Raw genomic sequence first — 25,383 nt, forward strand, 5'->3', positions numbered from 1 at the left:
CAACGGCAAGCGAGAAATGTGCCAACGTATGATCCATCGAGCTAAAAATCTTGAAAATCGCAATCGGCCATAAGCAGGCAGTAGACTATATGGTGGCGTTGAGCTATCGTCTGGCTGATCCGTACCTAGGAGAAGGTGCCCACGCTTCTCACAAAAATAAGCTATACATAACCCTACCAGAATAAGCACGAAGAAAATAATGTACTCTTTAATAACGTATGGATTTCCGTTAATCCTTGTAGCTTTCGAATGGGGTTTGAAATACATAATGAAGGTAGAAAACACTTCATTTGCTGGTCCCGCTCTAGCTGCTGCAGCACTATCTTTTCTTATGCCACTCACTAAACCAAAAGTCCTACAGATGAATATCCCAGGTCACCCTAATAGCTTTTTAACGACCACCAGAGATAGTCAGGTCGTAGGGTTGACATGGATTTTGGTTTTTGTTTTTTTGTTTCTATGGGCTGGAAGTTGCTTTCTAACAACCGAACAACCTATAAGAAAACTTTGGGTGTTAGATATGCCCTTAGCAATTGGTGGGGCCGTATACGTGGTTAGTTTAATCATGACGTGGGCAAAGGAGAAACTATAATGGATGAGCTTATTATTTCAACAGCGGTTGCGCTGCTCATCCCGCTTATTACTATTTTGGCAAAAAAAGCCTTGAAAAAAACCTTCGATGGCAAGATGACACAGTTAATAGTTAAAGATACAAATGGAAAAGAGCAAAAAATATCATATAGCGGAAAAGTCGAGCTCGAAGCAATACAAAAAATTGTCGAGAAAGAATACGCCTTCGAAAGCAAGGTGGAACAAATATTAAAAACTTATATGAAAAAAAATAAGGGGTTTAGTTATACAAAAAATCATAGCGTTGATTTTTTGCTAAAGTTTTCCGGCCACGTAATAGGCCTTGAAGTAAAAAGAAATTACAGCCTGCCATCAAAAAAATATTTTAATACAGTGAAAGAAACTCATCCAGACCTAGAGCAGCTTCTGTTTTTGTTTGACTCGGAAGTCCCCGAAAAATATCTACACGCATATGAAAATGATGATTTTGTAAAATTCATCTCATCCCCGAGAGAAAAGAAATTGTCGGAAAAAATAATATCCATCTTGGATCAGAAAAGAGTAAACGGGGTTTAACTACTATTGGTGAGAGTTTTTGCATAACCAAAACGTTTTAGTGTCGACCTCTCGCTATAATATTTCGATGAAGATTGCCTTACAGGGTCATTTGACCCAATTACTGTACTGTGAATATGGGGCAGACCACGCTTTCAATTAAATATCGAAAATCGTGGTCTGACCTCGTTTTTCCGCGCCCATTAACCAAAGGTTACGCCGCACAAGGAAGCGCAAAAAAATGAACCTAGAAAAAAAGTTTGAGAGCATAACCCCTCGAAATTTATTCAAATGGATAACTTGGATATTGGGGATCGCAACAGGCCTCTTCGGCTTTGTACTCTCCTTATATCTCATGGAGTTCAACAACGGGTTCAGCAATGAAAATTCAGATTGGGGAACATTTGGAGATTTCCTCGGCGGCACATTAAATCCCATATTTGGTTTTTTAAGCCTGATTGCACTTTTACTAACAATCGTATTACAAAGCAAAGAGCTTGAATCAACCAGAATAGAGCTTGAGCGATCCGCCTCTGCGCAAGAAAAAACCGAAGCAGCGCTAAACAAACAATCTGACACACAAGCAAAACAGCAGTTTGAAAACACCTTTTTCTCGTTGCTCGACCAACACAACAAAGCTCTCGAAAAAATATCCACGCCAACTGGAAAGTACACAAACGATCAATCAGACTTAGACATTGTTAGGCTTTCTGTATTTTCGGAGAATCACTCCGATCTACAAGACGCGAAAAATGCGTTAGAAAAATATAATGGTATTTGCGGCCACTATTTTAGAGTCCTGTACCAAGTACTGAAATTTATAGCCACAAACGTACCTGACGCAAGTATTGGCTCAGAATTCAGCCAAGAAACATTAGCCAATAGCAAACTTGCACCAAGTGAAAAAATGTACAGCAACATCGTAAGATCGTTTCTAAGCTATGACGCAACCCAGCTACTAGCCATTAACTGCTATTGCGCAGACAACTCCGACACCTACTGGAATTTCAAGTTACTTATAGAGCGCTACTCATTTCTTGAGCACATGCCATTCAAAATCAAAGAAAGCGATCATGTACTACTAGTTTCAACAAAGGATTTTTATGAAAAAAATGCATTCGGGCGCACACAGTTCAGGACTAGCTCGCAAAAAGTATAACCAGTTGCTAACTGGCCCCGCAGAAGCTACGCTTTTGTTTGCCTGTTAGCTTATTTTTTGGGACCCCGGAGGTATCACAGTTGGGCAATGAGCGCTTCGTAAGGTGGCAAGGGCAAACTATTAGCCAGCTCTCTACCGCCCTCGCTTTGTTTTCTGGACTGTCAGTGGGAGGTTTAGGCTTTCTCCTTTCTCTTCTGCGTGATGCTTCATTCAAACCCACAGGGATATTGGCTGTACTATTTCTACTCGCCTTCCTATCGCTGCTTGTTGCATCTATTTCTAGCTGCGCAGCCGTGGTAACACGTCTGCTTGACTTCCGTCTTACCGCTCAAAAATTGCGCAACATGAATACTGAATCGCTAACACTCTTTGGTACAGACTCCTCAGGATATGGCAAAGCCACATGGATACTATTCTGGGTCCTCTTAATGTCCTTCTCTATTGGCATATTACTAAGCAGCGTAGTGGTAGGAACCTTTTATTTAGCCGGTATGTTCTGCGCCACTGGCTCCTAACAACGCGCCCACCCCCCGCTGATTTAGCCGATCGAATAGATAGAAGCTACGCTTTTGCCTCTCGCTAGCTTAATTATTATTATGCATAAAGGTGATCCTGTGCCACTCAGCCAAGAAGCGCATCAATTTATGATAAATGAGATGTGCATAGACACCCAAGATTTGACAGAGAAGATCAACAGTTTGGGTTGCGACAGTCACTCAGGCGATATTTACAGAATGACTGAGAGTTTCTTCACCTCTTTAAATAAAGAGAATGCCGAAGAAGAGATTCAGAGAATTTTCTTAAATTACGAGCACCTGTTTGAAGATGAACATGCTTACGCTATCATCGATCCAATTCGGCATGCATTTGCTGGCTTTGCGTACGGTGGGCTTCACCAACTCTTTACTAGACAAGAAAACGAAGCATGGTACCCAAGAGTACTTTTAACCAAAGAGCTAAAGCCTAACGACATCGCAAACCTTGCGGAAACTGTTGAAATTTACCGAGGCTGCGGCATGAACGAACACATAATCCAAAAATATGGCCAGTCTTGGTCTACCTCTAAAAATGTAGCTGAGCAATTTGCTTATGCGCACTACCAAAACCAACCATGGTTTAACATCCAAAACCGCGCAGTCCTGCAGTCCACAATTTCCAAGTCAGCTATTTTTTACTCAAAGCAAGAATGTGAGTTTGAAGTTGTGATAAACGTGAATTTACTAGGCAAAGTTCAAGTATGCCCATAATGATTGGGCCAACTATCGCTTGCTTCATTAGCTGCATATCAAAGAGCTATGCTTTTGCCTGCCCGATGGCAGCCTTTAAGCAACGGTAGCCGGGTCGTTTGCTGTTGCTTAGCATAGCTGGAAAGGCGCTCGCTTATTACTCAAGCACAACATCCTGCCATGCCTCTAGGGAAATAGATCGTAACTTGGCTTTGCCTGCGACTATGTAAAACCTAATGAATGCTAAAGGATAGTTTTAGAGATATAGAATCTCACCTAAAAAATTAAATCATTATAAAACAAGTGCTTATGTACACCTTCGACTCCTGGTGCCATAAAGTACCCAAGAGGCTCACCGAAAGGTGGACCTTTTTTGTTTAGATACAATTTCTGTGGAAGGACGCTTGCTCACGACATCGCCAGTTGCCGGTATCAACTCCATCTACCGCCTACCCCAGCGGCGCGCACGCATTGCCGCAACCTGATCATCGGTGGCGAATTTACCTTGGTCGGCTTCCTCTACCGCCAACTCAATCTGTGCAGTAAGAGTCCGCTCGTGCTCGATGTAGTCACGAAGAACATCCATCGCCAGATAGCTGACGGTTTGGCCATTCGTTTTGGCCAGCTCGCAGAGCGAATTGGAAAGGTCTTCCGGCAGGTCCAGAGAAATCCCGGTCATGGCGGCCTCGATGGTAAGCGTTTGTTGGGTATCTTACACCCGACCACATTGCCTGGGTTTAGCAACTCGTCGCTAGTATGGTGTATCACAAGTAGAACACTACCCTACGGCAAACAAACAGAAACAACCTTCCCCCATAAACCCCATCAAGCTGTAGGACCCTTCTGAACTTTAGGGATATCCTCTTGGCCGTCTTGCGCCTCACGTAAATCAAGGCCTAACCTCCCTGCGTCGCGGAACAACGCGACCGGTTTGACAGGCCGTAAAATCGAGGCGCAACACCCGCAATCAGCCAGCAGACCTTGTGTTCGCTGGTGCGTTATGGCGGCTGTTCGTGGGGCACATTCGTGTGCGCCGGGTTCCTTGATTCCTGGTCTGTCAACCCGCGTACAGTCGCCACCATTCTGATTGACAGCAGAGGGTGTCGGCTCAATCAATCAGGGAGATTCGACATGATCAGATCCACACCACATCCGCCTCAGGCTCAATCAACGACCCGCGATTTCAATATCGGCCTTTTCAATGTAAAGCCCGGTATCAAGATCGAGGATGCTTTAGTGCTCGCTTCCGAATATCTGCTCTGCGCAGCGGCGACTGCTTACGAGACGGTAGATAACAGTACAAAGGAATTCCGGCCATTGGCGCAGGCGGTAGTGCATCAGATAGAGGCAGCGCGAGCGCTGGTTGAAGCTTCGGTGGCGGGCTTGGAGTGTAAGCAGGACAATCAATAAACCCTGAGCTGTCTGCACCTGTCTTTCACGCTGAGAGAACAGGTGCTTTTGTGAGCATTGCCCAGCTATCGCATAGCACCATACGAAGTGCCAAGTCGCATCACAGCCTTTACCTCATAATCTAAGCTCTTCACCTGAGTCATTCGCCGCCAGCCATGTCGTGGAAATCCTAATGGTGCGGGGCGACGACAAACTGAGTCTCTGAAAAGCCAGGGTATAGAGCGCTATACCGTCGGTGATCAATCGATGAGCCAGTCGTTCCTGTTCCTGATCATGAAAGGCCACGCATCGGGCACCGTCCAGACAGAGCCTGGCGGCAACACGAAAATGAGCCGCAGCTTCATCAGGCTTGAGAGACGCCAATCTGATCAGGTCGTGGGGTGGAAGGCGGGACAGTAGTGAGCGATCAATCATGGAGGGAGCCTCCGTGATCGAAATGCAATAAGGTCTGATGTAGCGGGCGGTGCGCGGGTGTAAAAGGGGGGTAAGCCATCATCCTTTCCTCAGACGGATTAAGGAACTGCCATCCACCGTTGCGACACGGATAAAGGGTGGCAGACCGTACGAGGGTCGCAAACCGGCGTCTGAGGAAACCGGCCAGACCGAAGCCTGCCCCGCACGGTCCGCCATAGAAATACGCTAACTGGACACTGGAAGCGCCAGCTAGAGAGCTATGGCACGAAACCGCGCCTCAGACACACATCAGGTTGCGACACCCGGCCACAGGATTGACTGTGGCGAGACTAGGCTAGCGGCAGGGCTGCAATCTAATAGTCGGACCACGCCCACGCAATCAGCGTATGTGTCTTGTTGTTTCGTAGGCTTTTTCTGGCAGGGCTTTTCTAGCCCATACCTGCCAACCCAGACGACAATTGACGGCAGAGGGTGGCAGCCCAACCAATCAAGAAACAACAACCCTCTCAGCCTTGGCCTCGTCAATTGCATCAACCGCAACAGCGCTCGTACCTGGCGACCTCCTCTTGCGCGCATCACGAAGCTGCATCCAGAGCAGGCTGGCAGCCAGTGATGCAGCAACGGTCAGGGTCAGCCACAGTGCGATCAGCAGGCTGAAAGAAACGCTATTGTTCAGTTCGCGAAAGATGCCGAGTGCAAACGCGGTGTACCAGGAGATCGCGGAAAGAGCGCCTGAAGCCAGGAATATGGCGATGCGGCTACGCGAAACGCCATCCAGAATCGGTTGGCTCATGTCGCGCAACACGACGGGCAATACGAATACGTGGATAAGCATGCCGTTGAGGGTCAGGGCCGAGACTATGCATACCTTTGCCCAGAGCTTGGGGTTGCTGAGTTTTTCCGGAGACTCCAGGCCGTAAAGGGCGAGGAATCCCAGGCCGGAAAGCCACAGCAGGCCGAGGCCTATGGCGACCACGGTGCTGATGAAGGTGAAGGTACTCTTGATTTCAACCGGAAGACTGCCTTTGCGCATCCAGCGAAGGATCCAGTAATCCAGCATGGTCGCGCCGCCCAGGCCGAAGCACAGGCCGAGAAGGTGCAGGCCTACCAGAACGGTCAGCACTCGTACGTGAGGGAGTGGATCGGGCAAATCGATGCGCAGCTCACGTGGGTCTGCCAACACAGGCTCACTGGCAATCAGTGCCACTGCTCCCGCTATCAAGGGGATGACTAAATAAAGCGGGTTAGCAGTTCGTTTGTCCATTTGTAATTACCTCGGCCAAGGAGACCTTAATCCATGAGAAAGCCAGATCCTTGCCGAAGAATAATGAACAGAAATTAAAAGTGTAATGAATATTCTATATTGAATAGTTTGAAAAATACTTCTTGATTTTTATTGCCTACCGATGAGTAATTGGAAGTTTTTTATTTTCTTTATCAACTGCCTTTATCTGAAATATTTTCTTACAAAGCTTGTCTCACTCTTTAGCTTTTTACCCATACTTACCTCTGCGTAAGTACTTTAAATCCTTTGAAAACAAATTAACAGCTTCATTTTTCAAACGGCCTGATTCGGGCACAGGTGCTCCACGCCTTGGGCGCAACACTGTGCCAAGGGCACGTTGCTGAAAGAACACGTTTGAACGTGAGGCAAACTGAAAAACCATCACGAGCAGCGTATGACCCTGGTCACAGAAAGCCGTTCGCAGCCGCACGTGTAAAAATTCTTATCACTTATATTAATGATGAAGAACTTTATAACGATTGCTATCGAGCCAGATTTAAAATGAAGGAATAAATGACTGACACTTTCACATGCCTGACAGATCAATACGCTGCCGCGCCCGAGCTTTTCCATATAACCGAGCAGGTAAAGAATATGGGCAATGTCCGGGTTGCGCAGCACTGAAATATGCCCGTGTTGCAATTGATCTGCACTGACCCCCTCAGGTAGCGTCCCCGAATTCCAGATCTTTACCTGTGCCGGGCTTATTTCCACTTTGATGCCCCCGGAGAAACTGCTGTAGTCGCGGTGGGCAAAAGCATTGACGATGCCTTCACGAATCGCCACTTCGGGGTACAGGGGAATATCTTCACGCTGGGTGCGGTCATTGCTGAAGCGCGCTCTCGATGGCGTATTACGCCTGATGAACGTGAACAGTTGCTCAATCACTTCAGCCATAGGACCAGCAAAGTGTTGCAAATTCTAATATTCATCGGCGTTCTTGCTGCTATAACAAACAGCCCGCCCCCGTGCCTGCGGGTGTCTTATTCATCCTGACCTCTCAAGCGTTGAGCAACATTTTTGATGTTGCCCAGATGATTCAGCAGCCGCTGCTCGACGTCCTGATTTTTTACCATCCATGTTCTAGTTGATCCGGCCCCGGTTTCAGGGCCGAAAAGTGACAGCGTCAACCTTCGCCTGCCGTGCTCTGTCTCAGAAAGAAATTATCAAGTATTGCCACACCACCGTCAGCCTATGCCCTGACAGCTTGAGCATCCCGGCCTATGCCTGACAGTCGCCCATAAAAAATGCCCCGATCCAGAGAGCGGGGCATTTTCGAACAGCGGTTACACAGTCACGTCATTAGAAGACGTTGATTGGGTAATCCACAAAGACACGCACTTCGTTACCTTCGCTGTTGTAACCCTGAGCGTCAGCGGAAACACGCAGGATCGAGCTACGCAGGCGAACGGATAAGTCCTTGGCCGGGCCGCCCTGTACCACGTAAGTCAGCTGGTTGAAGAACTCGCGCTCAGTACCGTTGCCGCTGCCCGGAGTGCCGTCGTCGATGTTGTCACCGCGAACGTAGGCAGTCTTGTAGCTCAGGCCTGGAGTGATCAGGCTGGACAGGTCGACGCCGTAGGCAACTTGCCACGAACGCTCGTCCTTACCGTTGAAGTCAGACCAGTAGGAGTTGGCCAGGTAGATGGTGTTGCCGCCATCACCGAAACCACCGGCATTTTTATAGCCGCCGTAGTTGTAGGCAGTCTCGCCGCTGCTGCGTTGGTGAGCCAGGGTGAAGGAGTGGATACCCACAGCCCAGGTCGCCGCCAGGCTCCAGATCTTGTTGTCACGTGCGCCAGCGGCTGCAGCAGCCGAGTAGTCCTTGTCCAGCTTGGTCTTGTAGCCGTTGAAGTCCAGAGTCAGAGACTGGTCTTGTGGCAGAGCGAAGACGTAGTTCAGGTTCAGGTACTGCTTCTTGAAGACATCTTCGTTGTCGGAAGCATAAGCTGCTGCGCTGAATGCGTCAGTGAACTTGTAGCTACCACCGAACACGTTGATGCTCTTCAAGCCACCGCTGTCGCGACCTTCAGCACTCTTGCGAGCTTCCTGAGTGAAACGACCAGCAACGACTTCCAGGCCTTCGATCTCTTTGGAAGTGATCATGGTGCCGGTGTAACTTTCCGGTAACAGGCGCGAGTTATCGTAGCTCAGCACTGGCAGCTGAGGCATTTGATCGCCGTACTTGAGCACAGTGTTGGAAACGCGGAATTTTACCGCTGCGCCAGCACGTGTCAGGTTGTGGTTCGATGAGGTAGGAATATTGTCGCCATTGGCGTCAACGCCATCGCTACCTGGTTTGAAGAAGTCGATACCGCCAGAGCCGCTACGACCTTTACCACCATCCAGACGGATGCCGTACAGACCGAATGCATCCACGCCCACACCCACAGTGCCTTGGGTGAAACCGGACGTGAAGTTACCGATGAACGCCTGGCCCCATTCAGCCTTGTCGTCACCCTCGTTCTTGTAATCGCGGTTGATGTAAGCGTTGCGCAGATTGATGGTCAAGTGGCTGTCGTCAATGAAGCCCTTGGAATCTGCTTGCCCCTGCGCCATTGCCTGGCTGGCGCTGATAATGCCCAGAGCGAGCAAACCGATACGTTTATTAAACATCTTATTTTCCTTCATTACGGATTTACACGCGCCGTGGCGGCTTCCCTAAGGTTGACCGTGGACTCTAACTTTGGGCAAAAGTATAGAAGACCGAACGAAATCATCGCAGTGGACTACAGATGGACGTACATGGCTTATAGCCACAAGCGGTGGGACGTGAATCCTAGTCCCAAGGCTTGAGGGGTGTCAAACACGGAGATGGCCGTCTTAGAAGGGTCCTACGCGATAATCAGTCTTTCAGTACGCCCAACAGAGCCTCTAGTTCCGCATCGTTGAACAGACCTGCCGGATATCGCTGCAGAAGCATTGCTCGCACATCCGGTCGGGGTTTCGGGAGTTTGGTCGTCCTTAACCAATCCGCCATCATCTGACGAGCCTCGTTACTAGCAGACAAACCACGAGCATTATGCCGGTTGATACCTGCGTTCATAATGACAACCTCTTGAGCCATGAGGGGCTAAATCTACGGACGCTTTGTGACAGAAGAACGAAAAAAACCTCCCGCTATTTACCCACCGTCGGGCCAGACTCAAGGTAATTGCTACAAAGCGTTACCCAAAAAAAAGCCTATCGGTTGATAGGCTTAGTGCAGCAAAAACAGGACCATTTGCCAGTTACGCATGTAAGCAAATGTTACGTAAATGCCTTCCGTGGAGCAGGTTGCTGCTGAGTCAGACAGTGAATATTGCCTCCGCCCAGCAGTAATTCACGGCCCGGAGCCATCACTACCTCATGCTCCGGGAACAGCCGCTGCAGGATTTCACGGGCTGTCTCGTCCATCGGGTCGTCGAAACTCGGTGCAATGATGCCGCCGTTGACGATCAGGAAGTTCACATAAGAGCCCGCCAGACGCACCGAAGGGTCGCGCTCCTGACTGCCGTGCACCTTGTCGACACCTGCGCATTCTTCTTCGGTCGCGAACAAAGGACCAGGAATGGGCATTTTATGGACGGTGATTTCACGCCCTTTGGCATCCCGGGTGTTTTCCAAAATACTCAACGCGGCGTGACAACGTGTGTAGTTGGGGTCTTTGGGATCATCGGTCCAGGCCAGCAACACCTCACCCGGGCGCACGTAGCAGCAGAAGTTGTCCACATGCCCGTCCGTCTCGTCGTTGAACAGGCCATCGGGCAGCCAGATGACCTTGTCCACCGCCAGATTGTCGCTGAGCACCGCTTCTATCTGCTCGCGGGAAAGGTTCGGGTTACGGTTGCGATTGAGCAGGCATTCTTCAGTGGTAATGAGAGTGCCTTCGCCATCGACATGGATCGAGCCGCCTTCCAGCACAAAACCTTCGGTCACATAACGCGGGCAACGCTCGATTTCCAGGACCTTGCTCGCCAGTTGCGAGTCCAGGTTCCAGGGCGAATACAGACCGCCGTCAAAACCGCCCCAGGCGTTGAAGTCCCAGTCCACGCCGCGCACTTCGCCGTGGTCGTTGATGACGAAGGTCGGGCCGGTATCGCGCACCCAGGCGTCGTCATTGCTGATTTCCACCACGCGAATGTTGGGCATGTCCAGGTGGGCACGGGCATTGTCATATTGCCTGGCCGAAACCGCGACCGTGACCGGCTCGAAACGGGCAATCGCCTTGGCGATGGCAACGTGGGCAGCCTGCGCGGGCTTGCCGCCCAGGCGCCAGTTGTCGGGACGCTCCGGCCAGACCATCCAGACCTGAGTCTGCGGTGCCCATTCGGCGGGCATGTGGAAGCCGTCAGCGCGGGGCGTGCTCTTGAGCGTCGTCATGGCCATCAGGACTCCAGCGAGCCATCGAGGGTCTTGATCGCGCCGTACAGGTTCGGACGGCGGTCACGGAACGAGCCCCAGGCGCTGCGGATATGCTCCAGTTCGTCCAGGTCAAAAGTGTGGACCAGCACGCCTTCTTCGGTTTCATCGAGTTCGGCGACTTTTTCACCGAACTGGTTGGCGATGAATGACGAGCCATAGAACGTAATGTCGTAACCGTCCTGCTCTTCGTTGCCGATGCGGTTGCTGGCAATCAGCGGCATCAGGTTGGCGCCGGCATGGCCTTGTTGCACACGCTGCCAGTGATCGCGGGAGCTGATGGTCTTGTCATGCGGCTCGCTGCCGATGGCAGTCGGGTAGAACAGGATTTCCGCGCCTTGCAACGCCATGCTGCGGGCGCACTCCGGGAACCACTGGTCCCAGCAGATGCCCACGCCGATTTTCGCGTAACGGGTCTGCCAGACCTTGAAGCCGGTGTCGCCCGGATTGAAGTAATACTTCTCGTGATAGCCAGGGCCGTCCGGGATGTGGCTCTTGCGGTAGATGCCCAGGTTGGTGCCATCCGCATCGATGATCGCGATGGTATTGAAGCGCGCACGCCCTGCCAGCTCGAAGAAGCTGATGGGCAGCACCACTTGCAGCTCCTTGGCGATCTTCTGGAAGTGCTTGATGGCAACGTTGGATTCCAGGCTGGTCGCCAACTGCAGATAGTCCGGGTTGGGCTTCTGGCAGAAGTACGGCATCTCGAACAGTTCCTGGATCAGGATGATCTGCGCACCTTTGGCAGCAGCCTCACGTACCAGCTTTTCGGCGGTTTCGATATTGGCTTCCAGATCCCAGGAACAGGCCATCTGGGTGGCAGCGACGGTGACGATACGGCTCATGGAAATGCCTCCTGGGCGGGCTCATGTAAAAACGGTGGGAGCGAATTCATTCGCGAATGGCGATTGAATTCGCTCCCACAGATATCAGTAAACAGTTGCCGTTTTATAACGGATAAAAATCGGCTTTTAAAGTAGATATCGGCTCAAAACAAAATAAAACATCAATTTAAGCCGATACCCATCGAATTTATTCCAGCTCGCTCAACACCTTGGACACACTCTCGACAAAAAATTCCACGCTTTTCCGGGTGGTACACATCGGCGGCTTGATCTTGAGAATGTTCAGGTAATCGCCGGTCGGCTGCATGAAAATGCCCAGTTCGCGCAGGCGATCACACAATTGTGCGGTTTCTTCGGTGGCAGGCTCCAGGGTCTGGCGGTCCCGGACGAATTCGACACCCAGATAGAAGCCCATGCCATGCACGGCCCCCACCAGCGGATGTTTATCGGCCAAAGCCTCCAGTCGCGCCTTGAAGTAGTCGCCGACCTGGCGGGCGTTTTCCCACAGATTTTCTTCTTCCATCACATCCAGCACCGCCATGCCAATCCGGCAACTGACCGGGCTGCCACCGGATGACGAGAAGAAATAACCCTCGGCCTCCAGCGCTTCGGCAATTTCGCGGCGGGTAATGACAGCACCCAACGGATGACCGTTGCCCATGCCCTTGGCCATGGTGATGATGTCCGGCACCACGTTCTGCTCTTCAAAGCCCCAGAAGTAATGGCCCAGGCGTCCATAGCCCACCTGCACTTCGTCGGCGATGCACACGCCGCCCTGCGCACGGACCTTCTGGTAGACCTGTTGCAGATAACCCGGCGGCAGGGAAATCCCGCCGGCATTGCCATACACCGGCTCGCAGATGAACCCGGCCACTTGCCGCTGCTGTTCAGCCAGCGTTGCCAGCGTTTGATCGACGCTGCGCACATAGTCCGGCGTGCTGTCGCTGCCACGATAAGGGCCGCGGTAGGTATTGGGCGCGGTCACCGGATGCACCCAGTCCGGACGGGTACTGAGCGCCTGAGGGTTGTCGGCAATAGAAGTAGAGATGGCGTCGGTGGCCACCGACCAGCCGTGATAGGCCTCCAGCACGCTGAGCATGTCGCGTCCGCCGCTGTAGGCCCAGGCCAGACGAATTGCCAGGTCATTGGCCTCGGTGCCGCTGTTGACCAGGAACACACGGTCCATCCCTTCGGGTGCCAGCTTGAGCAGGCGCTCTGAAAACTCGACGATGGAAGCGTAATGAAAACGGGAGTTGGTGTTGAGCAGCGACCACTGGCGACCGGCTTCCTTGGCCATGCGCGGATGACCATGGCCCAGCACCGCCACGTTATTGAGCATGTCCAGATAGGAACGGCCCTGCATGTCGATCAAGTGATTGCGCCAGCCCCGCTCGATCTGTGGCGGAGCCTGGTAATAATGCTTCTGCGAGCGAGCGAAGCTGGCATCGCGGCGGATGAGCAGCTCGGGCGCATCCGCAACAGCAGGCGCATCACAGTCGAACCCCAGCAAGGTCGCGGGTGACGGGCTCAGTACTCGCCATGCAGCGGCCCGTGATGCTGTAGTGAACAGTGGCGGGCTCAGTTCGGCATCGGTGCAGAGTTGCAGCAGCAGGGAACCACCGCCCTGCCCGATCACATCACCCGCTGCAACGAGACTTCCAGGCTTCAGGTCTGTCACTGCCCCCCACAGCCTCACACTCAGCGAATCACCCACCAGCCACAACGCCGCATCGGCTGTCAGGCGCAGGGTTGCGTTGAAGGGGGCGTGCAGAGGCGTTTCGGCTGGCAGATGCAGTTCGACGTGCAATGCAAAGGTGTCAGGCTCTGTGGCGCTGTCGGGCAAGGTGCGTGACAGGCGATATTCACCAAAGCGGCTTGAGGCCTGTCCGGTACGGGCGGCGGCTTCCATCAACAAGCGCTCGTCGATACCGCTTTGCTCCCAGTTCCCGGCCACGAAATGCTCGCTGAGCACGCCCAGGTCAACGGTCTGGAACTCACGGCCAGTCAGACTGGGCAGCAGTGGGAAATAGACCGGCTGTGCAGCAGCCTCCGGCTCGATACCGACCGCCTGAAGAATCGCCGCTTCCATCAGCTGCATCGGCACCGAAGTCGCGACCTCGAAGATGCCCCATTCACCTTCCAGATTGGCCTGAATATAGGTGTTGTCCGGCTCGACACTGGCCTGCTGTTCACTGCTGAGCACCAGTACCGCCGAGCGGGCAACGATCAGTGGCCACAAGGCCTGTAATTCTGCGACCTTCAACGGGTTGATGGCGTGGTAGGCACGAATCGCCGGCAGGATGTAGAACGGATCACCTTCGGCATGATGCAGCAGCGCAGCGCAGGTGACCGACAGATCAGCCACTCGCCAGGTAGTGACCAGATCCCCGAAATCGATCAGGCCTTGCAGTTGCCAGCGCCGCTCCGCATCCCGAGTCCAGACCACATTGTGCTCGGTGATATCCAGATGAACAGCCTGAATCGGCAGTTCCGGAATCAGTGGCAACAAACGCTTCTGCGCCTGCTCGGCAGCCTCCATGAGGCAGAGACGCTCATTGGCGTTCGAGATCACCGGCAGCAGGTGCCTGATCAGGGCCTGGGCATGCCGGGGGTCCCATTGCAGGATGCGCTCAAGACCGGGGTGTTCAAATGCCTCAAGCGCCTGATCGACCTGAGCGCACAGCTCGCCGAGACGGGTCACCACCTCATGGCTCAGATGCTGGACATGGCCCAGAGACTGGCCGTCGATAAACTCCAGCAAACGCACATGAACCGCCCGGCCATCGACGTCCAGAGACAGCAACTGCCCGGTGCTGTTGGCGCGGATCACGCCCGGCACGCGCACCGCCGAATGGCTGGCCAGATGCTGTAACGCCCCATGCTGGGCGTCCAGCTCCACAGTGGAGTAATCGCCGTGGCAGATTTTCAGCACATAGCGGCGTTGGTCGGCGTCGAGCAGAAAGTTGCGATCCTGCTGGCTGCCCAGCTCTTTCAGGGCACCGCTCAACCCGTAATGCTGCTCAAGCAGTTGCAGGGCCTGATCAGTATCGACCTGCGGACAAGGCAGGCTGGAGCGGCGGATAAGCGTAGCGAGCGGCATGTAACAACCTCGTTCTTGTTATGATCCCCGGCCAGATCGGCAGCGGCATCCCAATCGAGCAACTATAGGGTGCCTGATCCACGTCACCAACTTCTGTTCATTGAACGGACGGCGGTTTTATGGCGACGGGGCTGTGGTCTATCAATTTATTTCATTACGTGTGCGCCGGATATTGTCCGATGCTGTCTGCATACCGCACGTCGCAATGCGACAGGCTATGCTGCATAACGATCAAGACCTACTACAGAGAAGACCCGATCATGCGAATACTCGTGACCGGTGGAGCAGGCTTTATCGGCTCTGCATTGATTCGACATCTGATACAGAACACTGAGCACGAAGTCCTCAACTTCGACAAGCTGACCTACGCGGGCAACCTTGAATCACTGAGCTGCATCGCGACCGACACACGTTATGAATTCGTGCAGGCCGATATCTGTGATCAGGCCAGAGTCAGTGCGGTGCTCAAACGGTTCGAGCCCCACGCCATTATGCATCTGGCGGCCGAGTCCCATGTGGACCGCTCCATCGATGGCCCGGGCGACTTCATCCAGACCAATATCGTCGGCACCTACAGCCTGCTGGAAGCAGCTCGCGGCTATTGGCTGACATTGCCCGAGGCCGAGCGCCGGGTCTTTCGCTTCCATCATATTTCCACCGATGAAGTGTATGGCGACCTGCATGGCGTCGATGACCTGTTCACCGAAACCACGCCCTATGCGCCCAGCTCGCCCTACTCCGCCAGCAAGGCGGCATCGGATCATCTGGTGCGGGCCTGGCATCGCACTTACGGGCTGCCGGTGATCGTGACCAACTGCTCGAACAATTACGGGCCGTTTCATTTCCCCGAAAAGCTGATCCCGCTGATGATTCTCAACGCACTGGCGGGCAAACCACTGCCGGTGTACGGCGACGGTCTGCAGGTGCGTGACTGGCTGTACGTCGAAGACCACGCCCGGGCGCTGTTCAAGGTGGTGACCGAGGGCCTGGTCGGCGAGACCTACAATATTGGCGGGCACAACGAGCAGAAGAATATCGATGTGGTGCGCGGCATCTGTGCCTTGCTGGAAGAGCTGGCCCCGGCACGTCCCGTGGGTGTGGAGCACTTCAGTGACCTGATCACTTACGTGGCCGACCGTCCCGGCCACGATCAACGCTACGCCATCGATGCGGGCAAGATCGAACACGAGCTGGGCTGGACGCCTGTCGAAACCTTCGACTCAGGGCTGCGCAAGACCGTGCAGTGGTATCTGGATAACCTGGACTGGTGCCGCAGGGTTCAGGATGGCAGTTATCAGGGGGAACGACTGGGCTTCACTGACCACAAGGATCTGATCGCATGACAAAGGGAATCGTACTGGCCGGGGGCTCGGGCTCACGCTTGCACCCGATCACACTGGGCATCTCCAAGCAACTGCTGCCGGTCTATGACAAACCGATGATCTACTACCCGATTTCGGTGCTGATGCTGGCCGGCATCCGTGAAATCCTGATTATCTCCACGCCTCTGGATTTGCCGCAGTACCGCAAACTGCTGGGCGACGGCAGTCAGTTCGGCGTAAGCTTTCACTACGCCGAGCAGCCCAGGCCCGATGGTCTGGCTCAGGCGTTCCTTATCGGGGAAGAGTTCATCGGCAATGACTCGGTGTGCCTGATTCTGGGGGACAACATCTTCCACGGTCAGCATTTCAGCGAGCAACTGCAAAAAGCCGCGGCAAATACCAAAGGTGCCACGGTGTTCGGCTACTGGGTAAAAGATCCGGAGCGCTTCGGTGTCATCGATTTCGACGATGAAGGCCGTGCGCTGTCCATCGAAGAAAAACCCGAGGCTCCAAAATCCAACTACGCGGTCACAGGTTTGTATTTCTACGATAACGAAGTGATCCAGATCGCCAGGGACGTGAAGCCGTCACCACGCGGCGAACTGGAAATCACCGATGTGAACAACGCCTATCTGCAGCGCGGCGAGTTGCGGGTCGAACGTTTCGGGCGGGGCTTTGCCTGGCTCGATACCGGGACCCATGACAGCCTGCTCGATGCCTCGGCGTATGTGCAGACCATCGAACATCGACAAGGCCTGAAGGTTGCCTGCCTTGAAGAAATCGCTTATCAGAATGACTGGATAGACTGTAAACATTTACTGCACCGTGCCGATTATTTTGGCAAGACCGGTTACGGCCAGTATCTGTTCCAACTTGCAGGGGAACGTAAGTGAAAGTGACAGCCACAAAGTTGCAAGACGTCTTGATCATCGAACCCAAAGTGTTCGGCGATGAGCGCGGCTTCTTCTACGAAAGCTACAACGCCAGGGCTTTCTTCGAAGCGACCGGCATCAAGCCGGACTTCGTCCAGGACAACCACTCGCGTTCGCAGAAAGGCGTACTGCGTGGCCTGCATTACCAGATCGAAAACGCTCAGGACAAACTGGTGCGGGTCACAGCTGGCGAAGTGCTGGATATCGCCGTGGATATCCGCCGCAGCTCTCCGACATTCGGCCAATGGGCAGGTGTACGCCTGTCGGCTGAAAACGGTCGCCAGTTGTGGGTCCCCAAAGGCTTCGCCCATGGTTTCGTGGTGCTGAGCGATTACGCAGAGTTCCTGTACAAGACCACCGACTACTACACCCCGTCCGCCGAGCGCTGCATTCGCTGGGACGATGCCGACCTGGGCATCGACTGGGAACTTGCCGGAGCACCGCAATTGTCGGCCAAGGACCAGCAAGGCAAGAGCCTGAAGGAAGCAGATCTGTTTGCATGAGTGCCTGTCGGTTCAGCGGCAGGCATAATGCTGCTTACTGAGACGCCTGCTCTGACGCGATCGTGAGGTTCGCGAACGAATTCGCTCCTACGCACGGTAGAAGCCAATTCGTTCGCGAAAGACAGGCCCGCACCCCTTCGGCCATCGCCCAGACATGACTACCAAAGCCGCTATTCCACAACGCCCTCGCTGGCGCAGCCTCGCCCTTCTGGCCTTGTGCCTGGCCCCTATGCTGTGGCCGCTCGAACACCTTGCCGAACGCTACTACCGAAGCGAACTGGCCAGCCAGAATCGCCAGACCCTGGACCTGTACGTGGCCAGCCTGCTGGGCACCCTGCACCGCTACGAAACCCTGCCACAGATTCTCGCGGACCTGCCGGCCCTGCATGATGTGTTGGCCCGGCCTGGTGATCCGGCGACACAACAGCAGGCCAATCAGCTACTCAAGGACATCGTCCGGCAAACCGGCGCAGACGTCATGTACCTGATGGACCGCAACGGCCTGACCATAGCGGCCTCCAATTCGGAGCAGCCCGACCGCTTCATAGGTCGCAACTTCTCGTTCCGTCCTTACTTCAGCGATGCGCTGGCCGGAAAACTGGGGCGCTTCTTCGGCCTGGGTACAACCTCGGTCAAGCGCGGCTACTTTTTCGCCGCGCCGGTCAGTGACAACGGCGAAGTCACAGGCGTGCTGGTGGTCAAGGTCGATCTGGACCACACCGAAACCCTGTGGGGCAAGACGCCCGAACAATTGCTGCTCACCGACCAGAATGGCGTGGTGATCCTGACTTCCAACCCGGAATGGCGCTTCCGGGCGACACGCGAACTGAGCGAAGAAGAAAAGAAAGCCATCGTTGCCATACAGCCTTACCCGACCCGCGACCCAAAGCCGCTCAAGCTCGATGACCGTGCCTGGCTGACCCAGACCCGCTCGATTGCCGAAACCGACTGGAACGTAAGCATCCTTGCGCCCCGTGTGCTGCTCGACCGGCAAGTGCGTACCGTGGTTGCAATTGGTGGTGCAGGCCTGCTGGTGCTGATGTCGCTGCTGGGCCTGATGATGCAGCGCCGTCGTCACTATCTGGATCGCATCGCCTTCGAGGCCAAGGCCCGACGTGAACTTGAAATGCGCGTCATGGAGCGCACCAGCGACCTGGAAGGCCTCAACAGCCGACTCAAGCAGGAAGTTCTGGAGCGCGAGCAGGCTCAGCAGGAACTGGTGCGCGCCCAGGATGAGTTGGTACAGGCCGGCAAGCTTTCGGCACTGGGCACCATGTCAGCCAGCATCAGCCATGAACTCAATCAGCCGCTGGCGGCGATCCGCAGCTATGCCGAAAACGCGGAAGTGCTTCTGGATCACCAGCGCACCGAAGACGCTCGCGGCAACCTGAAGCTGATCAGCGAGCTGACCGGCCGCATGGCGTCGATCATCGCCCACCTGCGCGCCTTCGCTCGCCGGGACCGGCACGCACCGGAAAGTGTTGCGCTGCAACCGGCACTGGACGACGCCCTGGCGCTGCTGGCCAAACGGCGTCGCGCCATGGAAGTCGAACTGATCCGCGATCTGCCGGACGCGACCCTTTGGGTTCAGGCCGGTGAAACCCGGTTGCGGCAGGTATTGGGCAACCTTCTGGCCAATGCGCTGGATGCCCTGACCGAAAAAGGCCCGCCCCGCAGGCTGTGGATAAGTGCCGAAGCCACAAGCGAAGGCGTCAACCTGTACATTCGCGACAATGGCTCGGGCTTTACTCCAGAAGCACTGGCACGGGCACGCGAACCGTTTTTCACCACCAAGACCCGTACTCAGGGCCTGGGGCTGGGGCTTGCGATCTGCGATACGCTGATGCGCGCCCTGGGCGGCGAACTGTTGTTCGCCAATCACCCGACCGGTGGTGCATTGCTCACCCTGCGTCTGCGCGCCGGTTCGTCCGGGGCCAACCTTCAACCGCCAGAGGATCTTTCCGCATGAGTTCGGATACCGCCATCGACAGCCAGATTCAAGTGGTGCTGATCGACGACGACTCGCACCTGCGCCAGGCCTTGAGCCAGACGCTCGACCTTGCGGGCCTGAAAGTCCTGCCACTGACCGAAGCCAACGGGCTGGCCAGCCGCATCGGTCGCGACTGGCCGGGCGTCATCGTCAGCGATATCCGCATGCCCGGCATGGATGGCCTGGAACTGCTGAGCCACCTGCACAGCCAGGACCCGGAATTGCCGGTCTTGCTGATCACCGGCCATGGCGATGTCCCGCTGGCGGTCCAGGCCATGCGCGCCGGGGCCTATGATTTCCTCGAAAAACCGTTCGCCAGCGATGCCTTGCTCGACAGCGTGCGCCGGGCGCTGGCACTGCGGCGTCTGGTGCTGGATAACCGCAGCCTGCGCCTGGCCTTGAGTGATCGCCAGCAATTGAGCACCCGGCTGGTGGGCCAGTCCACGCCGATGCTGCGCCTGCGCGAACAGATCGGCGCACTGGCGGCGACCCGCGCAGACGTGCTGATCCTGGGTGAAACCGGCGCAGGCAAGGAAGTGGTTGCCAGAGCCTTGCATGACCTGTCCAACCGCCGCAACGGCCCGTTCGTGGCGATCAACGCCGGGGCCTTGGCTGAATCGGTGGTGGAAAGCGAGCTGTTCGGTCATGAGCCAGGCGCTTTCACCGGCGCGCAAAAGCGTCGCATCGGCAAGTTCGAGTTCGCCAACGGCGGCACGCTGTTTCTCGACGAAATCGAAAGCATGAGCATGGACGTGCAGGTCAAACTGCTGCGTCTGTTGCAGGAGCGTGTGGTCGAGCGCATGGGCAGCAACCAGCAGATCCCGCTGGATATCCGTGTGATTGCCGCCACCAAGGAAGACCTGCGTCAGGCCGCCGATCAAGGGCGTTTCCGGGCGGATTTGTATTACCGCCTGAATGTCGCTTCGCTGCGCATTCCGCCGCTGCGAGAGCGAGGCGAAGACGCGCTGATGCTGTTCGAGCATTACGCCGATGCCGCCAGCATGCGCCATGGCATTCCCAAGCATGAACTCACGCCGGGCCAACGCGCTCTTTTGCTGCGCCACAACTGGCCGGGCAATGTGCGCGAACTGCAGAACGCCGCCGAGCGCTTCGCTCTGGGGCTGGAACTGGAGCTGGAAGGCAGCACCACGCCGGACGCCGCGCCGGTCAGCGGCGGCTTGAGCGATCAGGTGGAAAGTTTCGAGCGCGCCCTGATTGCTGCCGAACTGACACGCCCGCACAGTTCGGTCCGCAGCCTCGCCGAAGCGCTGGGGCTGCCGCGCAAGACCTTGCACGACAAGCTGCGCAAACACGGCCTGAGTTTTGGCGACAGCACGGGAGCAGCCGATGAGCTCGAATGAACAGGACTCGCCCGCGCAGACGCTGGAGCGCGTCCTGCACCACGACATCCCGCTGACTCGCGAAATGGGCATGCGGGTTATCGACTGGCAAAACCACAGGCTGCGCCTGCATCTGCCGCTGGCCCCCAATATCAATCACAAAAGCACGCTGTTCGGCGGCAGCCTGTATTGCGGCGCGGTGCTGGCGGGTTGGGGATGGCTGCACCTGCGGTTGCAGGAAGCCGGGATCGACGAGGGGCATATCGTGATTCAGGACGGACAGATCAGTTATCCGCTACCGGTTCGCGGCGACGCCATTGCCCTGTGCGATGCACCGGATGATGCGCAGTGGGACACATTCATCGCCACCTATCAACGCCGCGGCCGTGCGCGCCTGACCTTGCAGACCCGCATCACGGCGCAGGACAGCGAAGCGGATGCCGTGCGGTTTACCGGACAGTTTGTGCTGCATCGGTGAACCGGCATTCGCGAACCACACATATCGCGAATGAATTCGCTCCTACCGGGCCAACTCCAGCAGTTTCTCGCGCCATGTCGCCTTCGCAGGCAAGGCCAGGAAAAACGGGTTGAGCAAGGATTCGCGGGGCGGATAGCTGAACACTTCGCCATCGAGTTGCAGCACTTCGCCGCCCGCGCCTTCAAGCACACCTTGGGCTGCGGCGGTATCCCACTGAGAAGTCGGAGCCAGTCGCGGGTAGCAATCGGCTGCACCCTCGGCCACCAGACAGAACTTCAATGAGCTGCCGATGCTGGTCAGTTGCAACTCGCCCAGGCCAGCGGACAATCCTGCCAGCAGGCGCTCCTGTTCGGGGCTGGAATGGCGGCGACTGGCGACAACGGTGAATTCCTGGCCGGCACCCGGCTCGTTACGCACCGCGATGGGCGCGATGTGGCTGTCATTGTCGCTGCGCCAGGCTCCCAGCCCGGCACCACCGAAATAGCAGCGATTGTTGGTGGGCATGGACACCACGCCAAACACCACACGCCCACGCTCGATCAGCGCGACATTGACCGTGAACTCTTCGCTGCCGGAAATGAACTCCTTGGTGCCGTCCAGCGGATCAACCAGCCACCAGCGTTCCCAGCCTGCACGCTCGCTCAGGGGAATGTCGGCATCTTCTTCGGACAACACATGAATCGAAGGGTCAAGCGCCTGCAACCCCTCGACCAATACCTGATGAGCCGCCAGATCCGCAGCGGTCACGGGGGAATCATCGGCCTTGGCGGTCACGGCGACACCCGAGCGCCAGAACGGCAGAATCGCCTCACCCGCCAGCCGGACCAGATCGATCACAGGAGCAAGAAGCGGATGCGGCAGGTTGTCGAACACATCGGTCATGGCAGGAAAAATCCACGTTGGGTTAACAGGTCGCGCACCAGATACAGCGCCGCCAGGGCGCGGCCTTCGGTGAACTGGGCGTTCTGGGCCAGATTGGCCAGCTCCCGCAGGTTGACCCGATCGACGCGAATCGGCTCGGGCTCGTCGCCTTCAAGACGCTCTTCGTAAAGATCAGTGGCCAGCACCACCTGAATCTTCTGGTTCATGTAACCGGGCGACAAGGACAGCTCGGTCAGGTGTTCCAGTTGGCGGGCACCGAAGCCTGCTTCTTCCTTGAGTTCGCGATTGGCGGCCGCCAGCACATCTTCGCCCGGCTCGATCAGCCCCTTGGGCAAGGACAATTCATACTCGTCCGTGCCGCCGCAATATTCTTCGATCAACAGCGCATGATCGGCGTCGATCATGGCGACAATCATCACCGCGCCATATCCCGCGCCCCGACCGACCAGCCGCTCGTAAGTACGCTCGACCCCGTTGGCAAAGCGCAATTGCAGCTCTTCGACCCTGAACAGGCGACTGCTGGCGACGATTTCGCGGGCGAGAACGGTAGGTTTCTGGCGCATGACAGGCTCCTTTGCGATGACGGGGTACTATACCGTGGCTTTTCCGATTGTCTGTCTCGGATATGCTTACATCCGCCATCAATTCCTGAAGAGGCCAGAATGCTTTCAATGCCCTGGAGCGATATCGATACCGTCCTGCTGGATATGGACGGCACTCTGCTCGACCTGCATTACGACGACCACTTCTGGATGCAGCACTTGCCCCAGCGCTATGCCGAATTGCATGGCGTCAGTCTGGCCATGGCTCTGCTGGAGATGCAGCCGCTGTTCGAGCGCCATGCGGGAACACTCAACTGGTACTGCCTGGACTTCTGGAGCACGGAGTTGAAGCTGTCGGTGCGCGACCTGAAACTCGAAACCGCGCACCTGATCGCCTTGCGGCCTGATGCCCAGACCTTTCTGGCTGCGCTCCAGAAAGCCGGCAAGCGGGTGATCATGATCACCAACGCCCATCGCGATTCGCTGTCATTGAAGTTGGAGAGGATCGAGCTGGCACCCTACTTCGAGCGCCTTATCAGCTCCCATGACTACGGCTTCCCCAAGGAAAACCAGCAGTTCTGGGACGCTTTGCAGGCCGACACCGCGTTCGACCCGGCGCGCAGCCTGTTTATCGACGATACCCTGCCGATCCTGCGCAGTGCCGGACGCTTTGGTGTGGCGCACTTGCTGGCAGTCAGCGAACCCAATAGCCAGAAAGGGCCAAAGGACACCGAAGAGTTTGAGGCAGTGAAAGATTATCTGGAGCTGATCAAGGACTTGTAGAAGCGAATTTATTCGCGAAGAGGGCCTCTCGCGAATAAATTCGCTCACGAAAACTCCATTTGAAAACCTAATCAGGAATCCTCAACTGCTGCCCCGGATAGATATGGTTCACATCCTTGAGCATCGGTTTGTTGGCCTCGAAGATTTTCTGATACTGGTTCGGATCGCCATACACCCGCCGAGAGATGGCGCTCAAGGTGTCGCCCTTTTCTACCGTGACGAATCGGGCAGCCGCTGTAGCAGGCGCACCGGCCGCGAGGGTCAGTTGATCGTCCACGGTATCGACGCCCGAGATATTTCCCAGAGCCAGCAAGATCTTTTCCTTTTCTTCCTGACTGGATACCTCTCCTGTGACGGTAACCTTGCTGCCATCCAGCGTGATTTGAACATCGGGATTACCTAATCCAAACTCGGAAATACGCTTTTTCAGGGCTTCATCGGCATTGGCAGTACCCGGTGTCAGTGCATCGAGGATGTTTTCCCCTGCCGTTTTCAAGAACTCGAAAAGACTCATTGCTCATTCTCCTTCACGGTTGTTGCCACGCCCGTAAGGATTAACCATAGCTCCCGTAACCCTGGATTTGCGGAGTTCCGACCAACGTTGCCCACCCCACAGGCTTCGCTGAACGCGTAGAATCAATTCCCTGCCTCGCCTATAGGAGTGAAGATGGACATCAAGCAACTGAAATTCCTGATCGCGCTCGACGAGACTCGTCACTTCGGCCAGGCAGCAGCACGCTGCAATATCACCCAACCCACACTGTCCATGCGCCTGCGCAATCTTGAAGAAGAGCTGGGCTTGCCGCTGGTCATGCGCGGGCAGCGTTTTGAAGGTTTTACCGCTCCCGGTGAGCGGGTGCTGGCTTGGGCCAGAACCGTTCTTTCGGCTTATGACGGCTTGCAGGCTGAAGCAGCGGCCTGCCGTGGGCATCTGGTCGGGACCCTGCGCCTGGGTGTTGTGCCGCTTTCGAGTTTCGATCCGCTCTCGCTGTTGCACCGGCTGCATCAGATCCACCCCAATCTGCGCTTCGAGCTGTCGTCGCTCAGCTCCGAGCAGGTTCTGGAACAGCTGGCGAGCAATCGCATCGATCTGGGCGTGTCGTATCTGGAGCGTCTGGATAACGAACGCTTCGACACCCTGACTCTGGATGAAACCCGCATGGGCCTGCTGTATGACCGCCGCCACTTCAGCTTTGGCGAACAGCCATTGACCTGGAGCGAGCTGGTCGAACTGCCACTGGGCGCGCTGACAAGCGGCATGCATTTTCGCCAGTCCATCGATCACAACTTCCACAGCCGCGGCCTGCATCCGCAGCCATTGCTGCAAACCGATGCCGTTCACCAGTTGATGCAGGCCGTGCATGGCGGTTTCTGCTGCACCATCATGCCGCTGGACGGCGGTCTGGACATGCTCACCGAACATCTGGGCCTGCACCCCATCGCCGATGCACGCACGCTGGCGCCCATTGGCCTGATCATGCGCCGCAGCGCGCCGCGCTCGGCCCTGGCGGAGGCCTGCTTCACGCTTCTGGCAGAAAACCAGAAATGAGTATTGATCGACGTCATCTATCAGAGCATTGGAACTAGCGATTAGACGATATCCGACAAGAGGCCTAGGCTAAGCGCTATCAAACTGCCGGTAATCA

21 protein-coding genes and 1 pseudogene are annotated in these 25,383 nt (G+C 55.5%); 12 read left to right on the top strand and 10 right to left on the bottom strand.

What is annotated here, in order from left to right:
* Positions 1–591 precede the first annotated feature (591 nt).
* From KGD89_RS25100 to KGD89_RS25110, 3 genes are all read left to right on the top strand, one after another.
* Positions 592–1,146: a hypothetical protein gene (locus KGD89_RS25100; RefSeq protein ID WP_025262482.1), complete on the top strand. Its 555-nt coding sequence runs from the start codon at positions 592–594 to the stop codon at positions 1,144–1,146.
* A 220-nt stretch (positions 1,147–1,366) separates the two neighbouring features.
* Positions 1,367–2,284, top strand: a complete 918-nt coding sequence (locus KGD89_RS25105; protein ID WP_025262483.1) for a putative phage abortive infection protein — start codon at positions 1,367–1,369, stop codon at positions 2,282–2,284.
* A gap of 614 nt (positions 2,285–2,898) precedes the next feature.
* Entirely contained in the window at positions 2,899–3,531 is a 633-nt protein-coding gene (locus KGD89_RS25110) for a hypothetical protein (RefSeq protein WP_143008726.1), read from the top strand.
* Between the two features lie 421 nt (positions 3,532–3,952).
* Here the strand turns inward: KGD89_RS25110 and KGD89_RS25115 are convergent, their stop codons facing one another.
* Entirely contained in the window at positions 3,953–4,189 is a 237-nt protein-coding gene (locus tag KGD89_RS25115) for a CopG family ribbon-helix-helix protein (RefSeq protein WP_025262485.1), read from the bottom strand.
* A 452-nt stretch (positions 4,190–4,641) separates the two neighbouring features.
* On the opposite strand from KGD89_RS25115, the gene KGD89_RS25120 reads away from it, so the two are divergent.
* Entirely contained in the window at positions 4,642–4,920 is a 279-nt protein-coding gene (locus KGD89_RS25120) for a DUF6124 family protein (RefSeq protein ID WP_025262486.1), read from the top strand.
* A 901-nt stretch (positions 4,921–5,821) separates the two neighbouring features.
* Here the strand turns inward: KGD89_RS25120 and KGD89_RS25125 are convergent.
* From KGD89_RS25125 to KGD89_RS25150, 6 genes and pseudogenes are all read right to left on the bottom strand, one after another.
* Positions 5,822–6,598 (bottom strand): hypothetical protein, encoded by a 777-nt coding sequence (locus tag KGD89_RS25125; protein ID WP_051427758.1) that lies wholly within the window; start codon positions 6,596–6,598, stop codon positions 5,822–5,824.
* A gap of 546 nt (positions 6,599–7,144) precedes the next feature.
* A pseudogene (locus tag KGD89_RS25130) lies at positions 7,145–7,603 on the bottom strand (ATP-binding protein); the annotation flags it as partial.
* Positions 7,604–7,921: 318 nt separating this feature from the next.
* A complete protein-coding gene (locus KGD89_RS25135) occupies positions 7,922–9,235 on the bottom strand; it encodes an OprD family porin (RefSeq protein WP_025262489.1) in 1,314 nt (437 codons plus the stop codon).
* A 633-nt stretch (positions 9,236–9,868) separates the two neighbouring features.
* Positions 9,869–10,981 (bottom strand): agmatine deiminase, encoded by a 1,113-nt coding sequence (gene aguA / locus KGD89_RS25140; RefSeq protein ID WP_025262491.1) that lies wholly within the window; start codon positions 10,979–10,981, stop codon positions 9,869–9,871.
* 5 nt (positions 10,982–10,986) lie between these two features.
* Positions 10,987–11,865: an N-carbamoylputrescine amidase gene (aguB, locus tag KGD89_RS25145; protein WP_025262492.1), complete on the bottom strand. Its 879-nt coding sequence runs from the start codon at positions 11,863–11,865 to the stop codon at positions 10,987–10,989.
* A gap of 187 nt (positions 11,866–12,052) precedes the next feature.
* The gene (locus KGD89_RS25150; RefSeq protein ID WP_025262493.1) at positions 12,053–14,965 is read right to left on the bottom strand and encodes an aminotransferase; all 2,913 of its coding nucleotides are present in this window, start codon (positions 14,963–14,965) and stop codon (positions 12,053–12,055) included.
* 260 nt (positions 14,966–15,225) lie between these two features.
* Here KGD89_RS25150 and rfbB point away from each other — a divergent pair, with 260 nt between their 5' ends.
* The 6 genes from rfbB to KGD89_RS25180 all read left to right on the top strand — a co-directional run bounded on the left by rfbB (position 15,226) and on the right by KGD89_RS25180 (position 21,530).
* Positions 15,226–16,308, top strand: coding sequence for a dTDP-glucose 4,6-dehydratase (gene rfbB / locus KGD89_RS25155; protein WP_025262494.1), 1,083 nt, complete (start codon positions 15,226–15,228; stop codon positions 16,306–16,308).
* Positions 16,305–17,180: a glucose-1-phosphate thymidylyltransferase RfbA gene (gene rfbA, locus KGD89_RS25160; RefSeq protein ID WP_025262495.1), complete on the top strand. Its 876-nt coding sequence runs from the start codon at positions 16,305–16,307 to the stop codon at positions 17,178–17,180. Before rfbB ends, rfbA begins: the two co-directional genes overlap by 4 nt.
* Positions 17,177–17,722 carry a dTDP-4-dehydrorhamnose 3,5-epimerase gene (rfbC, locus tag KGD89_RS25165; RefSeq protein WP_025262496.1) on the top strand — a complete coding sequence of 182 codons (546 nt, stop codon included), beginning with the start codon at positions 17,177–17,179 and terminating at the stop codon, positions 17,720–17,722. Before rfbA ends, rfbC begins: the two co-directional genes overlap by 4 nt.
* 154 nt (positions 17,723–17,876) lie before the next feature.
* Complete coding sequence (locus KGD89_RS25170; RefSeq protein WP_025262497.1) at positions 17,877–19,691, top strand: sensor histidine kinase; 1,815 nt, start codon at positions 17,877–17,879, stop codon at positions 19,689–19,691.
* On the top strand, positions 19,688–21,073 hold the full coding sequence (locus tag KGD89_RS25175) for a sigma-54-dependent transcriptional regulator (protein ID WP_025262498.1): 1,386 nt from the start codon (positions 19,688–19,690) through the stop codon (positions 21,071–21,073). Before KGD89_RS25170 ends, KGD89_RS25175 begins: the two co-directional genes overlap by 4 nt.
* The gene (locus KGD89_RS25180) at positions 21,060–21,530 is read left to right on the top strand and encodes a YiiD C-terminal domain-containing protein (RefSeq protein WP_025262499.1); all 471 of its coding nucleotides are present in this window, start codon (positions 21,060–21,062) and stop codon (positions 21,528–21,530) included. Before KGD89_RS25175 ends, KGD89_RS25180 begins: the two co-directional genes overlap by 14 nt.
* 42 nt (positions 21,531–21,572) lie before the next feature.
* On the opposite strand, the gene cysQ is transcribed toward KGD89_RS25180, so the two are convergent.
* Both cysQ and nudE read right to left on the bottom strand, forming a co-directional pair.
* Positions 21,573–22,412: a 3'(2'),5'-bisphosphate nucleotidase CysQ gene (gene cysQ, locus KGD89_RS25185; protein ID WP_025262500.1), complete on the bottom strand. Its 840-nt coding sequence runs from the start codon at positions 22,410–22,412 to the stop codon at positions 21,573–21,575.
* On the bottom strand, positions 22,409–22,975 hold the full coding sequence (nudE, locus tag KGD89_RS25190; RefSeq protein WP_025262501.1) for an ADP compounds hydrolase NudE: 567 nt from the start codon (positions 22,973–22,975) through the stop codon (positions 22,409–22,411). Before nudE ends, cysQ begins: the two co-directional genes overlap by 4 nt.
* A gap of 99 nt (positions 22,976–23,074) precedes the next feature.
* On the opposite strand from nudE, the gene yrfG reads away from it, so the two are divergent.
* On the top strand, positions 23,075–23,737 hold the full coding sequence (yrfG, locus tag KGD89_RS25195) for a GMP/IMP nucleotidase (RefSeq protein WP_025262502.1): 663 nt from the start codon (positions 23,075–23,077) through the stop codon (positions 23,735–23,737).
* A gap of 67 nt (positions 23,738–23,804) precedes the next feature.
* On the opposite strand, the gene lysM is transcribed toward yrfG, so the two are convergent.
* A complete protein-coding gene (gene lysM / locus KGD89_RS25200; protein WP_025262503.1) occupies positions 23,805–24,251 on the bottom strand; it encodes a peptidoglycan-binding protein LysM in 447 nt (148 codons plus the stop codon).
* 153 nt (positions 24,252–24,404) lie between these two features.
* Here lysM and KGD89_RS25205 point away from each other — a divergent pair, with 153 nt between their 5' ends.
* The gene (locus KGD89_RS25205) at positions 24,405–25,286 is read left to right on the top strand and encodes a LysR family transcriptional regulator (protein ID WP_025262504.1); all 882 of its coding nucleotides are present in this window, start codon (positions 24,405–24,407) and stop codon (positions 25,284–25,286) included.
* The last annotated feature ends 97 nt before the right edge of the window (positions 25,287–25,383 follow it).

The organism is Pseudomonas cichorii (assembly GCF_018343775.1).
In the GTDB taxonomy this organism is placed as follows: Bacteria; Pseudomonadota; Gammaproteobacteria; order Pseudomonadales; family Pseudomonadaceae; genus Aquipseudomonas; species Aquipseudomonas cichorii.

Bases quoted from the DNA above. Each gene is read 5' to 3' on its own strand.
- KGD89_RS25135 (WP_025262489.1), bottom strand. From the start codon at position 9,235: ATGTTTAATAAACGTATCGGTTTGCTCGCTCTGGGCATTATCAGCGCC.
- rfbB (WP_025262494.1), top strand. From the start codon at position 15,226: ATGCGAATACTCGTGACCGGTGGAGCAGGCTTTATCGGCTCTGCATTG.
- aguB (WP_025262492.1), bottom strand. From the start codon at position 11,865: ATGAGCCGTATCGTCACCGTCGCTGCCACCCAGATGGCCTGTTCCTGG.
- aguA (WP_025262491.1), bottom strand. From the start codon at position 10,981: ATGACGACGCTCAAGAGCACGCCCCGCGCTGACGGCTTCCACATGCCC.
- KGD89_RS25105 (WP_025262483.1), top strand. From the start codon at position 1,367: ATGAACCTAGAAAAAAAGTTTGAGAGCATAACCCCTCGAAATTTATTC.
- KGD89_RS25175 (WP_025262498.1), top strand. From the start codon at position 19,688: ATGAGTTCGGATACCGCCATCGACAGCCAGATTCAAGTGGTGCTGATC.
- KGD89_RS25170 (WP_025262497.1), top strand. From the start codon at position 17,877: ATGACTACCAAAGCCGCTATTCCACAACGCCCTCGCTGGCGCAGCCTC.
- KGD89_RS25120 (WP_025262486.1), top strand. From the start codon at position 4,642: ATGATCAGATCCACACCACATCCGCCTCAGGCTCAATCAACGACCCGC.
- cysQ (WP_025262500.1), bottom strand. From the start codon at position 22,412: ATGACCGATGTGTTCGACAACCTGCCGCATCCGCTTCTTGCTCCTGTG.
- rfbA (WP_025262495.1), top strand. From the start codon at position 16,305: ATGACAAAGGGAATCGTACTGGCCGGGGGCTCGGGCTCACGCTTGCAC.
- KGD89_RS25205 (WP_025262504.1), top strand. From the start codon at position 24,405: ATGGACATCAAGCAACTGAAATTCCTGATCGCGCTCGACGAGACTCGT.
- KGD89_RS25150 (WP_025262493.1), bottom strand. From the start codon at position 14,965: ATGCCGCTCGCTACGCTTATCCGCCGCTCCAGCCTGCCTTGTCCGCAG.
- KGD89_RS25180 (WP_025262499.1), top strand. From the start codon at position 21,060: ATGAGCTCGAATGAACAGGACTCGCCCGCGCAGACGCTGGAGCGCGTC.
- KGD89_RS25125 (WP_051427758.1), bottom strand. From the start codon at position 6,598: ATGGACAAACGAACTGCTAACCCGCTTTATTTAGTCATCCCCTTGATA.
- lysM (WP_025262503.1), bottom strand. From the start codon at position 24,251: ATGAGTCTTTTCGAGTTCTTGAAAACGGCAGGGGAAAACATCCTCGAT.
- KGD89_RS25115 (WP_025262485.1), bottom strand. From the start codon at position 4,189: ATGACCGGGATTTCTCTGGACCTGCCGGAAGACCTTTCCAATTCGCTC.
- yrfG (WP_025262502.1), top strand. From the start codon at position 23,075: ATGCTTTCAATGCCCTGGAGCGATATCGATACCGTCCTGCTGGATATG.
- nudE (WP_025262501.1), bottom strand. From the start codon at position 22,975: ATGCGCCAGAAACCTACCGTTCTCGCCCGCGAAATCGTCGCCAGCAGT.
- KGD89_RS25100 (WP_025262482.1), top strand. From the start codon at position 592: ATGGATGAGCTTATTATTTCAACAGCGGTTGCGCTGCTCATCCCGCTT.